At 70.8% G+C, this 15,620-nt stretch carries 8 protein-coding genes; 1 reads left to right on the forward strand and 7 read right to left on the reverse strand.

The window, feature by feature from the left end; genetic code table 11:
* Positions 1–33: 33 nt before the first annotated feature.
* The 3 genes from LZC94_38955 to LZC94_38965 form a co-directional block, all read right to left on the reverse strand.
* Positions 34–2,712: a hypothetical protein gene (locus LZC94_38955; GenBank protein WXB13801.1), complete on the reverse strand. Its 2,679-nt coding sequence runs from the start codon at positions 2,710–2,712 to the stop codon at positions 34–36.
* A gap of 87 nt (positions 2,713–2,799) precedes the next feature.
* Positions 2,800–3,792 (reverse strand): RluA family pseudouridine synthase, encoded by a 993-nt coding sequence (locus LZC94_38960; protein WXB13802.1) that lies wholly within the window; start codon positions 3,790–3,792, stop codon positions 2,800–2,802.
* 18 nt (positions 3,793–3,810) lie between these two features.
* Positions 3,811–4,761: a hypothetical protein gene (locus tag LZC94_38965; GenBank protein ID WXB13803.1), complete on the reverse strand. Its 951-nt coding sequence runs from the start codon at positions 4,759–4,761 to the stop codon at positions 3,811–3,813.
* A gap of 260 nt (positions 4,762–5,021) precedes the next feature.
* On the opposite strand from LZC94_38965, the gene LZC94_38970 reads away from it, so the two are divergent.
* Positions 5,022–6,674 carry a protein kinase gene (locus tag LZC94_38970; GenBank protein ID WXB13804.1) on the forward strand — a complete coding sequence of 551 codons (1,653 nt, stop codon included), beginning with the start codon at positions 5,022–5,024 and terminating at the stop codon, positions 6,672–6,674.
* A gap of 374 nt (positions 6,675–7,048) precedes the next feature.
* Here the strand turns inward: LZC94_38970 and LZC94_38975 are convergent, their stop codons facing one another.
* From LZC94_38975 to LZC94_38990, 4 genes are all read right to left on the reverse strand, one after another.
* Positions 7,049–9,325, reverse strand: a complete 2,277-nt coding sequence (locus LZC94_38975) for a prolyl oligopeptidase family serine peptidase (protein WXB13805.1) — start codon at positions 9,323–9,325, stop codon at positions 7,049–7,051.
* A gap of 88 nt (positions 9,326–9,413) precedes the next feature.
* Positions 9,414–11,642, reverse strand: coding sequence for a prolyl oligopeptidase family serine peptidase (locus LZC94_38980; protein ID WXB13806.1), 2,229 nt, complete (start codon positions 11,640–11,642; stop codon positions 9,414–9,416).
* Between the two features lie 141 nt (positions 11,643–11,783).
* Positions 11,784–14,342 (reverse strand): HAD-IC family P-type ATPase, encoded by a 2,559-nt coding sequence (locus tag LZC94_38985; protein WXB13807.1) that lies wholly within the window; start codon positions 14,340–14,342, stop codon positions 11,784–11,786.
* A gap of 17 nt (positions 14,343–14,359) precedes the next feature.
* A complete protein-coding gene (locus LZC94_38990) occupies positions 14,360–15,586 on the reverse strand; it encodes an aspartate aminotransferase family protein (GenBank protein ID WXB13808.1) in 1,227 nt (408 codons plus the stop codon).
* Between the last annotated feature and the right edge of the window lie 34 nt (positions 15,587–15,620).

Genomic DNA, 15,620 nt, shown 5'->3' on the forward strand with positions numbered 1-15,620 from the left:
GCCGGAAAACGCGCGCCGCCTACGGTGTGCGCGCTACGGTGTGCGCGCGGATGTCGTGCGATCGGCGACCGCCGAGAGGGCATCGAAGCGAAAGCCCCGCGGCTTGAGCGGGCGTCCCATTCCATAGAGGACCGACGTCTCGTAGCGGGCGCGGGGCGGGGACGATGTTCCAGCGCGATCGAAGAGGGGTTGGTCGTGCGCGCCGCGATCGAGCGAAACGGCGCGCGTGCAGCCGGCGCGACGCAGGGCATCGGCGAGCGGAAGGTCGTTCGCGAAGGTGCCCTTGGCGACGAGGACGCGGCCCTCGGGCGTCATTCCGAGAACGGCGCGTGCGGCGTGCGCGGCGTGATGGCCGGCGGCGCTCGGGAGCACGGTGCCCTCGTCGAGCACGAGCGGGAGCTCCGCCATGTCCACGTTGGTGCCGAGCGGCCCCGCCTCGGACGCTTTGACGATGGATAGCTGCCCCTCGCTCGAGGCGACCAAGAGCGCAGAATCGCTCTCGCCGCGCACGGGGAGCACCGTCTTTCCGCCGGTGGCCAGGCCGCGCGGGTGCTTCTCCAGCGAGCTCCCGAGGGAGAGCGCGAAGAGCACGCGCTCGGCGTCGTCCGGCTCGAGCTCGGTCAATGGCGAGGTGCCCGTCTTCGAATCGGGCTCCTTGTTTCCGGCGCGGATGCGGAAGCGCGCGCGGCGGGCCTCGATGTCCACCAGCTCGACCTGCGCGCCCTTGGCCTCGACCTTGGTTTCCCAGATGGCTGCGAGCCACGAGGGGGCCGGCTGCGTGCCGTCGTTCGGTCGCCATGCGACAGCCGAGCCCTCGACGGCGGGCGGCGTGGGATCGCGCTGGAGCACGTAGAAGAAATCTTTGGCCGCATAATCGATATACCGATCTTGCGAGATTTCCATTTCGCTCGAGAGGATCTCGGAGCGGAACTTGTGGGCCTTGAGGTCCTCGATGCGCGTGAACAAGAAGCCCGTGTGGTGCGGGTTCATGTCGAGGTGCATGCCGTAGATGCACCCGGCCATCTTCATGCCCTTGGCCAGCACCGTCGCGCTCACGTCCCCGCCCCACGCGTAAATGAGGTGCCCCGCTTCGGTGATGCAGATGCCCGAGCGCTCCGTCTGGGTGCCGTTGCCGGGCAACGTGTAGCCCCAGAGCGCGCGCTTGGTCGGGTTGATCTCGCCGCGATCGAGCAGCGGATCGAGGTTCTGCCGGAAGGACTCGATGTCGGCGTCGGCCACGCCATGGATGCCGGTGACCTCGGTGGTGTTGCCCCACGTGCCCATGCCGGTGCGGCCATCGCTGAGCACGACCACCGTGGCGGCGCCCGGCTGCGGCGGAAGGAGCACGCGCTTGCGCACCATCATGCCGTAGCTTCCGTGCTCGGTCTTGAACGCACCGTTGAACGCGGCCACCACGCGGGTGGAGATGGCCGGATCGCGCGGGATGCGCCCGGGCCCATGGCCGCCCGTGAGCGGCTTCGGATCTTCGGTCCCCGCCTCCATCTGCAGATCGAGCTGGCGCATATCCATGGCCACGAGGAGCACGGAGGCATACGGGCGCTGCTCGTCCGGGCGCACGAAGGCGCGAACGAAGGGGACCGGCGCGGAGGTGCCTTCGGCGCGCTCGGCCTGGGCGGCCTTCTTCATCCACGGCAGCTTGGGGACTTGCCAGACGCCCTCGCCCGGCTCCGGGGTCTTCCAGATGGAGGGCATGTCGGCCGGGGGCCAATCGGTGTCGCCGCCGCCGGCCTTGGAGGTGTCGAGCACGTGGGCGGGCTTGACGGCGGCGCCCTCGGCGAGCACGTCGCTCTTGTCGCTCGCGCCATGCAGCTTGAAGGCTACTTGCTTGGCCGCGTCGCGGACGGCGAACACTTTGTCCTCGAGCCACGCGATGGGCGCAGGGCCGATCCAGGGGATGGCCCGCACGGTGTCGACCGCCCAAAAGACGAACCGCTTGGGGAGGTGCGGGACGGCCTCGGCCCGGAGCGCGGGGGTCGGCGTTTCGACCTCACCGCGTGCGAGGTCGAGGCTCGCGTGCTCCGTCGCTTCGCCCTGCAGGCGATCGATGCGCAGGTGACGTTCGTCGATGGCCAGGCCGATCGCGCGCGCGGGCGGATCGAGCGTGACATCGATGCGGCCCACGCCGTCGCCGCTGCCCGTCTGCTGCAGGTTCGTGAGGAACATCATGGCGCGGTCGGTCCAGCCGGCGGGCGCGCGTGCGCCGTCTTTTGCGAGATCGAGCACGCTGATGCTCTGCTCTTGTCCGTACGCCAAGGTGGCGAAGGCCGCGCGCTGTCCGTGGACGACCAGGGCGTGATCGTCGCCGAGCGGGGTCGACGTCAACGCGTACGGGGTTCGCACGGCCAGAGGCCGGCCCTCGGGGGTGAGGCGAACGCGGGCGCGGTACACGTCGCGCGGGGCGCCGGTCGATGCGCTACCGAGGAAGAGGGCCCATCGTCCGAGGAGGTAGTCGGCGAGGATGCCGTTCGAAGGTTCCCAGCGCACGTCGTGCGGGTCGACCACCCCTCTGCGGGTGCTCTCCGCGCCGGGGATGGCGTCGCCCAGCATGGCGGCCAAGGCCTTCGGGTCGTGCTCGGCAGGCGATTGGCCCAGGGCGGCCACGAGAAGGGCCGCAAACGCGGTCACCGCGCCAAGCCGGCCCGTAAGCCGGAGGAGCGCCGCTTGCCGAAGCGTGCGCGGCGTACGCGGCATACGAGAAAGAGCTACATCCGAGGAGAGAGGAGTACGACCCACGTTTACCCTGGAACGCTAGACGGGTAATGGGGTCTTCCCCCGGGGTCAAGTTTGCTCGATCTCGGGCGCATCCGGCGAGTCTGCCGTGACCGTGACCAGGGAAGCCATGGCCGGCGGGAGGGGTGACGTGACGTCGAACTTGGCCACACCGGGCGCGCCGGTGAACGCGATGCGCGAGGCGTGCAGGGCGTGGCGACCCAGCGAGCGGATTTCGGCCCCGCCATAGAGCACGTCGCCCGCGAGCGGGTGATCGATGGCGGCGAAGTGCGCGCGGATCTGATGGCGCAGAGCCCGCGAGACGGTGACCTCCACCAGCGCCCATGGGCTGCCGCGCTGGACGACCCGGTAGAACGTGGACGCCGGGCGCGGCGCATAGCGCATGACGTCGCGCGGGTGGATGCAAGGATAGACGCGGCGCTGATCCTTCGGATGGTTCGCGATGGGGAACTCGATGGAGCCCTCGTCTGGGAGATCGGCGCTGGCGCAGAGGAGCAGGTAGCGCTTCTCGATGCGATCCTCCTTGAGGGCGGCGCGCAGGACCTCGAACGCCTCTTTGGTGCGCGCCACCAGCACGAGCCCGGAGGTGTCGGTGTCGAGCCGGTGCACGAGGCCGGGCTCGCGCGCGGAGTAGCCGATGCCCGCGAGCTCCGGATAGCGGCCCACGAGGGCGTTCGCGAGCGCTCCGGTCTCGCCCGCGCGAAGGGGCGCGGTCGGCTGGCCCGCGGGCTTGTCGACCACCAGCACGCCCTCGCCTTCGAAGCCGACCAAGAGCGGTTCGTCGGGGGTGGCCTCGGCGGGGCTGTCGGCGTCGGACACCTGGGTGGTGTCGATGGCGATGACATCGCCGGTGGCGACGGTCGCCCCTTTGGGACGGCGCTTTCCATTGACCCGAACGGCTCCACCTTCGATGGCTCGCTTGAGACGGGCGCGCGAGAGGCCGGTGGCCAGCTGGGCGGCAGCGCGGTCGAGACGTTCGCCGTTCAATCGTTCCGGTACCGTGAATTCACTGTTCGCTTCGTTGGCGTTCTTCTCGACCATGGCGGGGGGCAGACCGTATCACGTTCCGCGCCCCGCCAGGGCCCACGCCTGCAAGGTGACCAGATCCGACTCCATGAGAAACGGCGCCACTTCATCCAAGGTGCCCACGCGGCTATGCGAAACGCCGAGCCTTTGGCAGGCGGCCTTCGCCACCGCGGCCACGATGGGGTGGGGCGATTGCACGAGCGCGATGAGCTCATTGGCGAGGCCGCGGGCGTCCAGTTCGGCCGCGACGATGGCCGCGAAGGGCCGGGGATCGACGCGCCGCTCGGTGCGATCGCGCAGAATGTTCCGCAGAGTGTCGAGGGTGCGCAGGCTCGCGACCCGCGAGGTGATGCGCCGGTAACCCGCGGCCTCGAGCCCGAGACGCGCCGACGCCGACGAGGTTTGCACGTACGCGCGCGCGGCACGAAGCAGCGGCTCGCAGTCGGGCTCCTCGGGGCCGCGGCCCGCTTGCGCGCCGTCGAGATCGAGCGCGATGGAGTGCGCGGCCTCGCTGGCGTACGCATCGAGGTGCACGGTGAGGCGCTCGAGCGGCACGGCGCCGGGCGTGTGGCCCATGAAGCGCTCGCGCGGCGTTTCGATCACCACGTAGCTCCAGAGCGCCGAGTCCGTCGCTTGATCGCGGCCGAACGTGGTCTCGATGTGCACGCGGGTGATGCCGGCCCAACGAAGGATGCGCGGATGATCGTGGTGCTCGACGAGCAACCCCCACGGGACGATGGCCATCGGTACGCTTCGCGCCGCGATGCGCGGCACGCGAAGCCCCCAACGCAAACGCTGCATCGAGTACGCCGCCGTCGCCAAGGCGACGAGCCCCGACGCAAATGCGCCCCGGGGCCCGAAGGTATGCCATATGCCTGCCCCCACCCCGGCCCCGGCCGCAACCACGCCTCCCAGCAGCCCGAGACCGTGCCGCGGGCCGGGAAAGAACCCGACATAGCGAAAATCCGGTGCGGGAGCGAGCATCCCCATGGATCCTTGATCTTAACGCTCTTGCTACCCTGGAGCACGAAGGTGCCTCGCCTTTGGCGGGGGCCGGCGCTTACCTTGTACTTTGACGGACCGGAGGCTCTTTGTTCTGCACGACATGCGGCGCGGATCTGAGCGCGTGGGTGAGAGGCCCAGCCGGACCTCCATCCACCGGTCCAGCCTCCGTGATACGCTTCTGCCCGCATTGCGGTGCAGCTCTGCCGGACCGAGCGTCTCGCACCTCCGCCCCCGGCGTCGTGGAGCCGCGAAGCTCGGGGGCAGGCGTCCCGGGGCCGCGAAGCTCGGGCGCGCTCAGCTCGGGCACCGGTGCTCCCAGCTCCGGCTCGGAGACGCGCGTTTCCACGCCGTCGTCGTGGGAAGAGCGCCCGCCGGTTTGGGCGCAGCACCCCGCGCGCACCTCCGCGACGCCGCAGTCGTTCATGCCGCCGCAGCCGGCAACGCCACCGCAGAGCGCTGCACCGCAGGGCGCACCGCCGCAATCGTTTACGCCACCGCAGAGTGCTGCACCGCAGGGCGCGCCGGCGCACGGTGCCCCACCGCAGAGTGCGGCGCCGCCGATGCAACACACCGGCACACGGCCGATCCCCGCATCGCTCCCGCAGCAGGCCACCCCGCCTCCATTCGCCGTACGATCACCGCAGCCCGCTACCCCACCGCAGAGCGCGGCACTCGTCCCCCAGCAGGCGCAGATCGCAGCACCGTCCCAACCCGTACCACCGCCTGTGGGAACACATCCGATACCCGCCTCTTCGTCGGAGGTCCGCTACGCCCCCATTGCGCTGGGCGCCACCTTGGAGCGCGGCTATGGGCGCATCGTCATCGATGGGCGGGTCGGTGAAGGCGGCATGGGCATCGTCTGGCGCGGCTGGCTCTTTTACACGCCCACCGGGCCACGAGGCACGGAGCCTCCCGAGCCGATTGCGCTCAAGGTTCTTCGCCCTCAAGTCGGCGCACGCCACGATGTGCGCGCCTTCTTCCGCAACGAGGCCGAGGCGCTTCGCGCGCTCTCGCACCCGAACATCGTGCGCTTCCACGAGCTGTTCGAGTGGCCCCCGCCCCGATCCATGCCGCCACTTTCGCTCGGCGCGCGCGAGCTCGCGAGCGGAACGTCGTCCTTGGCGCTGGCCATGGAGTACGTCGACGGCGACACCTTGGAGCAAGTGATCGCGCGGCACGTGGCCCGCGCGCAGCTGCGCGGGCCGGGTGCTTTGCCGGGCATGCCGTTTCGCCGTGCTTGGTACTATTTCCAGCAGCTCCTTGGCGCGCTGGCGGCCACGCACGCCCTGGGCATCGTCCACCGCGACGTGAAGCCATCGAACATCTTGATTCGCCGCGACGGGATCGTGAAGCTCACCGACTATGGCATCGCCCGGTTCGATCAACCGAACGCCCCCGACGAGAGCAACCTCGCCCCCGGCACCGGCGCGTACATGTCGCCGGAGCAAGTGCTCTCGCAGCCGGTGGACGGCCGGAGCGATCTCTACTCGGCCGCCATCGTCCTCTACGAGATGCTGAGCGGGCGCACGCCGTTCACCACCGAGAACAAGAGCGAGTTCTGGATTCGCCAAGAGCAAGTCACCCGCTCCCCGCCGCCCATTCGCACGTTGGTCGCGCAGGCGCCTCCCATCCTGGACGCCCTCTTCTTCCGCGCCCTGGCAAAAGACAAAACGATGCGCTTCGACAGCGCCATCGAAATGGGAAACGCCTTCCGCGAAGCCATGGGTCTGCCCGACACCGACGAGTGGCGCGCGCAAGCGCAAATCGCCAAGGACGCCGTCATTCCGGCCTCCGCCCCCCTGGCCGCGGAAGCCGAACGCCAAGCGCGCCTCGGCACCTTGCGCGATTTCCTCGTCAAGAAGTACCCGACCTTGGCGATGACGGCCGCGTAACGCGCGTCACCGGCTCGAGGGGCACGCACCGTCCATCCGACACGTTCCCCCGCGCCGCCCATCCGACACGCTCCCCCGCGCCGCCCATCCGACACGTTCCCCCGCGCCGCCCATCCGACACGTTCCCCCGCGCCGCCCATCCGACACGTTCCCCCGCGCCGCCCATCCGACACGTTCCCCCGCGCCGCCCATCCGACACGTTCCCCCGCGCCGCCCATCCGACACGTTCCCCCGCGCCGCCCATCCGACACGTTCCCCCGCGCCGCCCATCCGACACGTTCCCCCGCGCCGCCCATCCGACCGCGCGCCTCGTCGATGAACGCCGCAGTCTTCGCGCACGATGCCATCGAGGCATGGCCCGCCGGCGCGCCGCGCTAGTGCGCGTGCGCTTTGGATCGGTACGTCACCCCGAGCTCATGGAACAGGAACGCGTACGTCTGCGCGTCTTCCTCGGCGCGCTTGAAGACGTTGGTGCCCATGCCGTGGCCGGCGTCCATCCACGTGCGCAAGAGCACGGGCGCGGACGACGTGGTGAGGTCTTGCAACTTGGCGGCAAAGGCGCGCGCGTCCGCGGGGTCGACGCGACCGTCGGTCGCGCCGGAGAGGAGCAGCACCGCAGGGTAGGCCGCGGGCTTGAGGTTTTGATACGGCGAGTAGGCGAGCAGCTTGGGCCGCACCTCGGGATCGCGCAGCGAGCCGTACTCCGTCATGTTGAAGCGACCGTTGGGCCACGTTTCGGTTCGCACCATGTCGATGATGGGAACGCCCGCGACCACCGCCCGAACGAGATTGGGGCGCTGCGCGAGCACGGCCCCCATGAGCAGACCACCGTTGGAGCGGCCCGTGATGGCGAGCTTGGAGGTCGACGTGTAGCCCGCCGCGACCAAACGCTCGGCGCAGGCGATGAAGTCGTCGAACACGTTCTGCTTCCGCCCGAGCTTTCCCCCCACGTGCCACGCCTCGCCGTTGTCGCCGCCACCGCGAATGTGCGCGACCGCGAGGACGCCGCCCTGGTCGAACCATACGCGGCGCCGCGCATCGAGGCGCGGGCTCGACGAGACGCCGTAGCCGCCGTACCCGGTGAGCAGCAGCGGGGTCGTCGCCGAGCGCGATACCCCGCGCGGCGCGAGGATCGTGATGGGCACGCGCGTTCCATCGCGCGACGTCGCCACCTCGTCGGAGATCTCCACGTCGTCGAAGCGGGCGGGCGACTCGCCGAAGATGGGCGTCTTGTGCAAATCCAAGGTGCGGGCGTCCAGGCGCTGAATCGACAGCGGCTCCGTGAACGACTCGACCATCACGTAAAGGGCGCCCGCCTCGGTGGCCGTGGCCGCGTTCACCGTGGCGCGCGCCGGGAGGCGAACCTCGCCGCGGAGCTTGCCCGAGCGATCGAAGGCGCGGGCGCGCGAGGAGCCGCGCAGGATGTCGAACACCACCAGCGCATCGCCCGCGACCGCCATGTCCGTGAGCTCGCGATCCGACGGCGGCACGACGACCTTGGCATCGGCGAGACGCCCGCTGCGCAAAGGGACGCGTAGGATCGCGCCGCGCAGATCCCCCTTTCGCGACAGCACGTAGAGCGCATCGGAGGACGCCTTTACCTCGCCCACGGCGTCGGCTTCCTCGGCGAAGCGGCTCCACGCGTACCCCTTGGCGGAAGGTTGCCCCACCAGCCAAAGGCAATCACCGCCGTCCCCGATGCGCACGCGCGCGACGATCGTCCCATCCTTCGCGGGGTGGCCGAGCTCGATCTCCGCAATATCCGGCAGGGGCGCCGCGGCCTCCGGCCGGCCTGGGTCTCTTCGAGACGCGAGCGCCACCCGCTCGTCGCGCTCGATCGGTGCACCGATCGTGTGCCGATAGAGCTCCTGGTACAGCTGCATGTCGGCTTCGGGCCGCTCGCCGGCGGCCGGGTAGCGCGTGTAGAAAATCGACCTTCCGTCGCCCGAAAAGGCCGCGCTCCCACCGCCGGTGGGATACTGGACCCGCGGAATCGGACCATCGATCCGTTTGCCGGTCGCCGTATCGAAGATCGAGAGGCTCCCGACCTCGCTGCCGCTCGTCGAGAGCGAGACGGCGACTCGCTTGCCGTCGGCGGAGACCGCGTACCAATCGATCGCCGTCTGCCCGCTCGGATCGAGCACCGCCGGATCGAGCACCACGCGCCCAGCGTCGGGCTTCTCCAGCGCGTCCACCAGCACGAGGGCCGGCTGCGGCGCGGTCGGTGCGCGGCGCAGACCGAAGAAGCCGAGGCGCGAGCTACGGATTTCTTGGAGCGCCGGCTTGGTGCTGCGCGTCAGCTCCTGGAACCGCGCGCGCAGCTCGTCGAGGTGCGCAAAGCCGCGCAGGTTGGCGGTGGTGAAATCGTTCTGCGCGTCGATCCACTTCGTCACCTCGGGATCGGCCGGGTTGCGCAGCCACCCGTACTCGTCGCGAAACGACATGCCGACCATGTCGAACGTCTCGGGGCGCTTCGCCGTGGGCGGGTACGCGAGCCGGCTCGGGGCCGGGGTCGAATCGGCGCGCGGCGGGGGTGCGGCCGCCGGCGCGGGGGCCGGCGTTGCAGAAGGCTCGGACGGAGCCCCTCCACACCCGGCGACGAGAGAGACCAGAGCGAATGCCAAGCGGTGCGCGCGCATGCGATCGCTCATAGGACGGAACGCGCGCACCGACCACTGCCGTGACGATTTTAGGATGGATAATGGCGCATCGACCGTCAAAGCGCGCCATTGCCGCGGGTTACGGCGCCTTGGCCTTTCGGTACGCGACGTGGAGCTCGCGAAGCAAGAACGCATACGTCTGCGCGTCTTCCTCGGCGCGTTTGAAGACGTTGGTGCCCATGCCGTGGCCCGAATCCATCCAGGTGCGCAAGAGCACGGGCGCGGACGAGGTGGTGAGGTCTTGCAGCTTCGCGGTGAAGGCGCGCGCGTCGGCGGGGTTCACGCGGCCATCGGTGGCGCCCGAAATGAGGAGCACGGAGGGGTAGGCCGCGGGCTTTGCGTTTTGGTAGGGCGAGTAGGCGAGCAGCTTGGGCGCCATGTCGGGATCGTGCACCGAGCCGAATTCGGGCGCGTTGAAGCGGCCGTTCGGCCACGTTTCGGAGCGGGCCATGTCGAGCACGGGGACGCCGATGGCGGCAGCGCGCGCCAGATCGGGGCGCTGGGTGAGCACGGCGCCCATGAGGAGGCCGCCGTTGGAGCGGCCGGTGATGGCCAGCTTGGCAGGCGAGGTGTACCCGGCGGCGACGACGCGCTCGGCGGAGGCGATGAAGTCGTCGAAGACGTTTTGCTTGCGACCGAGCTTGCCGGCGGTGTGCCAGGCCTCGCCGTTGTCGCTGCCCCCGCGGAGGTGCGCGATGGCGATGATGCCGCCTTGATCGAGCCACACGCGGCGCCGCGGCTCGAACGCCGGCTGCATCGGGACGCCGAAGCCGCCGTAGCCCGTGAGCAAGAGCGGCGTCGAAGGTGAGCGCGGGGTGCCGCGCACGGCGAGGATCGTGATGGGCACCTTGGTGCCGTCGCGCGAGGTGGCGACGTCGTCGAGGATCTCCACGTCGTCGAAGCGCGCGGCCGACTCGGAGACGAGCGGCGTCGTTTGCAGCTCCAGCTTGCGCGCGTCCAGCCGCTGAACCGAGAGCGGCTCGGTGTACGAGACGACGCTGACATAGAGCGCGCCATCGCTCGCCGCCGTGGCGGGGTGCACGGACGAGCGCTCCGGGAGCTTGACGTCGCCGCGGAGCTTGCCCGAGAGATCGAACGCGCGCGCCCGCGTGGAGCCTCGCGCGATGTCGAAGACGACCAGGGCGTCGCCCGCCACCGAGACGTCCCGGAGCTCGCGCTCGGACGGCGGTACGATCACCTTGGCCTCGGAGAGCTTCGGCGCGCGAAGCGGGACGCGCACGATGGCGCCGCGCGCGTCGCCTCTTCGCGAGATGGCGAACAGCGCATCGCGCGTGGTGTCCACCGCGGCGATGGCGTCGCTCTCGCCGGCGAAGCGGCTCCAGGTGTAGCCCTTGGCCGAGGGCTGCCCGATGAACCAAAGGACGTCGCCGCCGTCGCCGACATTGACGCGGGCCACGATGGTGCCGCCCGCGGTCGCGCGTTCGAGCTTGATCTCGGCGATGGCCGGGAGCTCGATGGGCACCCGCTCGTCGCGCTCGACGGGGGCGCCGATGGTGTGGCGGTAGAGCTGCTGATGCTCGCGAAGATCGGCCTCTGCGCGCTCGCCGGGGGCCGGGTAGCGCGTGCAGAAGATCGTCTTACCGTCGCCCGAGAACGCGGCGCTTCCGCCCGCCGTCGCGAACTGAACGCGCGGGAGCGGGCCGTCGACGAGCTTGCCGGTGGCGGTGTCGAAGATCGAGAGGCTCCCGTCCTCGCTGCCGCCCTTGGACAGGGAGACCGCGATGCGCTTGCCGTCGGCCGAGACCGTGTACCAATCGATGGCCGTCTGCCCCGTGGGATCGAGCACCGCCGGATCCAGCACCACGCGGAGCGACTCGGGCTCGTCGAGCGAGGGCACCAGCACGATGGAAGGCTGCGGCGCCGAGGGCGCGCGGCGGAGCGCGAAATAACCGAGGCGCGAGCGCTCGATGGCGGTGAACGTGGGCTTCGAGCGCCGCGTGAGCTCCTGAAAGCGCGCGCGCAGCGCGTCCAGGTGCGGGTAGGTCGCGAGGCTCGCCGTGGTGAAGTCGTTCTGCGCGTCGATCCACTTGGTCACCTCGGGATCGGCGGGGTTGCGCAGCCAAGCGTAGTCGTCTCGAAACGAGGTGCGCGCCACCTCGATGGTCTGGGGGCGCTTCGCCGTCGGCGGGTAGGCCGGCCGCTTCGTCGCGGGCTCGGGGGCGGGTGACGGGGACGGGGAAGCCGGCGGGGTCGCTTGGGCGACGGGGGCAGAGGGAGGCTCGGACGAAGATCCACCGCACGCCATGCCGGCGGCGGCGAGGATCATGGTGAAGCGTGATGCGCGCATGGTCCCCGATTTACGACGGATGAACTACCGCCACCAGAGGCTCCGCAAAATGACGCGTACGGACGCGACCGAATCGTAGGAACGCGAACGAATTCGCACACGCTCGAGCGATGCCGTACGAGCCGAACGAATCCGTACGGCTCAGCGACGCGCGTGCGCCAGCGTACCGAGCGTGGCGAGGGTGGCCACCACCGGCGCGACAGCGAACGGAACGATTCCGGCGCCGATGGCCAGCGCCGTCGCCAGGCCGGGAATCAAGCCGAAGACCAGGGCGATGCGCGTTCGCTCGCGGGTCGTGCGCGCCAGGGCCAGCGCCAAGGCCGCGTGGCGGACGTCGTCGGATGCGAGCGCCACCGACCACTCGCCGGGGGTCGATCCGGCGGCCGAGAGGGCGACCGATACGTCGGCGGCGCCGAGCGCCGAGTCGTCGGACTGCGGGTGCCCCAGCACGGCCACCGCGTGACCGCCCTCGCGCAGCGCGCGCACCTCGGTGCCGCGATCGGTGGGGAGCACCTCCGGGCGGATGTGATCGATGTCCAGCGCGCGGCCGAGCGTCTCGCACGTGTCGCGCGCCTCGCCGCTGAGGAGCACCGGCTCGATGCGTGCATCATGCAAACGTTGAATCGCCGCCCGCGCGCCGGCGCGCAGCCCGTCTTGAAGCGCCACCAGCCCCACGAGCTTGTTCGCCAGGGCCACGAGCAGCACGCTGCGCCCTTGCGCCTCGAGCTCCGACACGCGGGCGTCGGCCAGCGCCACGCTGATGCGCTCCTCGAGCAGGAGCGCGCGGCTGCCCACCACCAGCCGCTCCCCGCGCGCCGAGAGCGCCGTGACCCCCAGGCCCGCGTGGGCGGTGGCGTTGCGCACGCTCTCGATGCGAACACCGCGCGCGTGCGCCGCGCGCAGGATCGCCGACGCAAAGGGGTGGCTCGACGCCGTCTCCGCGCCCGCGGCCAGCGAGAGCACGCGATTTTCTTCGATGGACGCCAGGGGCTCCAGCGCCACGATCTCCGGCTCGCCCATCAGCACCGTGCCGCGCGAGCAGACCACCGCCACGTCGACCATCCCGGCGTTCTGAAAGGCCCGCGCATCTTTGAAGACGATGCCGTAGCCCAGCGCCTCCGCCTGCCCTTGCGCGTAGTGCAGCGCCAGCGCCGCCCCCACGCCCCAGAGGCCGAGCGCCATGGCCGCCGCGCTGATGGCGGCGAGCACCATCGCGCCGCGCACGTCGTTCGGATCCGTCGCGTAGACCGCGACCCCCACCAGCACCGCCGCGATGGGGGCTGCGCGCTCGAGCAAGAGCCGCATCGCGCGGGCGAGGGGCGCGGCCACGTCGATGCGCACGTCGGGATCGAGCGAGAGGCGGACCCACGCGCGCTCGTGCGCGGCCCACGTGGTCATCAGGCGCAGCCCGCCCGACACGACCTTGGCGCCCGCGACGATGGCGTCGCCCTCTTTCTTCCGAGCCTCGGCCGGGCCGTCGGCCCATGGAACGACGACCGCTTCGCCGGCGGCCACGATGGCGTCGACCCCCACCACCTCGCCGGCTTCGACGATCACGTGCTCGCCCGGCTTCACCTGCGCCGGATAGAGGAGCAAGGTCTCCTCGCCGCGCACCACGCGCACCCGAACGTCGAGCGCCTCCGCGATGCGCGCGCGGTGCTGCGCGATCGGCTCGAGGGCGCGATCGACGCGCACGGAGATCAAGAGCGCCGCCGCCGCGCACAGCCCGGCGAACGAGGCCAGCGCGCCCGCGTGCGGATCGTGCACCCCGCCCGCCCACACGGCCGACACGAGCGCCAGGATCGGCGGGAGCGCCGCCACCAGCGGGTGCGCGAGCGCGCGATCCCGGCGCGTGATGCAAATGCGGAGCACCCAAATGGCGCACGCGGCGATGGCCAGCGGCTCGCGCGCGACCTGCGCCGCCGTGCCCGCGAGCGCCACCGCGGACGCGAGCACGCCGAGCGCCGCGCCCCCGTACGAAATGGCGTCGAGCTTCGCGCGAAGGCGCACCATCCAAGGGCGCTCGCTCGGGAGCTTCTCCGCCCTGCCGCGGATGCTCGAGCGGGGCAGCTCTTCTTCTTCGTCTTCGTCGCCCCGCACCTCGCGCCGGAACGCGAGCGGCTCGGCGGGGGCAGGAGACGGCGAGGCAGCGGCCGCGGCCTCCGGCTCGTCGGCGGGGGCGTCGGAGATGGCGTCTTCGGGCGCGGGGGCGCGATCCGGCTCCCCCTCCCAACCCTCCGCCTGCGGAGGAGGGACGCTCGGGTCGTCGAGGGCCGGATCTTCGAGGTCGGGGGCGTAGGGTTCGTGGCCGGTGGCGAGCGGCTCGGTCTCGGGCAGCGAGCGCGGGGCCGAGCGGGGCTCCTCGAGCTCGGGCCACGATTCGGCGGCGGGCACGATGACCGGATCGCGCGTCCCGTTGGTGCGGGCGTGCGCGGCGCCTGCGTTCACCGCCTTGCCCAGCGCGAGCCCCGTATCGTGGTACGAGACGGGGGCGACGGGCGGCGGCTCGGCGGTGAAGCGCTGGAGCGAGGACATGGAGCCGGCGCTCGACACGTACTCGCGTTTGCAGTTGCGGTCGCAGAAGTAGAAGAATTGGCCCTCGAGGATCGCCACCTCTCCCGCGCGCAGCGGGTCGACCTTCTTGCCGCACGCAGGGCATGCGTGCGTCGCAGAAGCGGGAGAAGGTGTGCGCACGTCCATCGAGAGCACCCTCGGGCCTATGCCGCGCCTCGGCGTGCGGCGTCGAGCGCGGCCACGACCCGGCGAAGCGCCGCGACGCCCTCGGCGAGCTGCGCCTCGGTGACCACCAGCGGCGGAGCGAACCGAATGACGCGATCGCCGGCCGCGATGAGCAGCACGCCCTCGCGCTGGATGAGCGGCAGCACGTCGCGCGCGACGAACCCTTCGCGGAGCAGGAGGCCCACGAGCAACCCCTCGCCGCGGGCGGCCTCGCACGCGTTGGGGAACTCGCGAACGAGCTCGTCCAGCATGCGAAGGAGCGCGGCGCCCTTGGTGCGCGCGCCCTCGACGAGCTTCTCGTCGTCGACGATGCGCAGGACGGAGAGCGCGGTGGCGCACGCCAGCGGGTTGCCGCCGAAGGTGGAGCCATGGGTTCCGGGCGGCAACGCGTTGGCGACCTTCTCGGTCGTCAGCATGGCGCCGACGGGGAAGCCGCCCCCGAGCCCCTTGGCGAGCGCGATCGCGTCGGGCCTCACGCCGTCCTTCTCGAGGGCGAGGAACCGGCCCGTGCGGCCGATGCCGGTCTGCACCTCGTCGATCAAGAAGAGCGCGCCGTGCTCGTCGCACAGAGCGCGAAGGCTGGCGAAGAAGCCCGCGGGCGCCGGGAAGACGCCGCCTTCACCTTGGATCGGCTCCGCGATCACGGCCGCCACGTCGGGGCCCATGGCCTTCTTCACCGCCTCCACGTCGCCGTAGGGCACATGCGTGACATTGCCCGGAACGCCGAAGCCCTCGCGGTACTTGGGGGTGCCGGTCATCGACACGGCGCCGAGCGAGCGACCGTGGAACGCGTTGTCGAAGGCGATGACGCGCGCGCGGCCGGTCTGGCCCAGACCGTAGAAGTGGCGGCGCGCGAGCTTGAGGAGCGCCTCGTTGGCCTCGGTGCCCGAGTTGCAGAGGAAGGCCTGCGCAAAGCCGGTGCGACGGCAAAGCTCGTCCGCCAGGCGGATGGCTTGGTCGTTGTAGAAGTAGTTGGACACGTGCATCAAGCGCCCGGCCTGCTCGGCGATCGTTTTCACGAGCGCGGGGTGAGCGTGGCCCACCGAGCAAACGGCGACGCCGGCACAGAGGTCGAGGTAGCGCTGATCGTTGGCGTCAAAGAGCTCGCACCCTTGGCCGCGCACGAACACCACCGGTGCGGGGCGGTAGTTTCCATAGAGGCGGCGCTTGGCGATCTCGAGGAGTTCTTCTTGAGGGGACGGCATGGTGTCCTTTTATAGCAGTCGGTCCTCCTACGGA

This window comes from Sorangiineae bacterium MSr11954, from assembly GCA_037157815.1.
GTDB lineage: Bacteria > Myxococcota_A > Polyangia > Polyangiales > Polyangiaceae > Pendulispora > Pendulispora albinea.

Excerpts from the sequence above, each read along its gene's own strand:
- LZC94_38955 (WXB13801.1), bottom strand. The coding sequence starts at position 2,712 with ATGCCGCGTACGCCGCGCACGCTTCGGCAAGCGGCGCTCCTCCGGCTT.
- LZC94_38960 (WXB13802.1), bottom strand. The coding sequence starts at position 3,792 with ATGGTCGAGAAGAACGCCAACGAAGCGAACAGTGAATTCACGGTACCG.
- LZC94_38965 (WXB13803.1), bottom strand. The coding sequence starts at position 4,761 with ATGCTCGCTCCCGCACCGGATTTTCGCTATGTCGGGTTCTTTCCCGGC.
- LZC94_38975 (WXB13805.1), bottom strand. The coding sequence starts at position 9,325 with ATGAGCGATCGCATGCGCGCGCACCGCTTGGCATTCGCTCTGGTCTCT.
- LZC94_38980 (WXB13806.1), bottom strand. The coding sequence starts at position 11,642 with ATGCGCGCATCACGCTTCACCATGATCCTCGCCGCCGCCGGCATGGCG.
- LZC94_38985 (WXB13807.1), bottom strand. The coding sequence starts at position 14,342 with ATGGACGTGCGCACACCTTCTCCCGCTTCTGCGACGCACGCATGCCCT.
- LZC94_38990 (WXB13808.1), bottom strand. The coding sequence starts at position 15,586 with ATGCCGTCCCCTCAAGAAGAACTCCTCGAGATCGCCAAGCGCCGCCTC.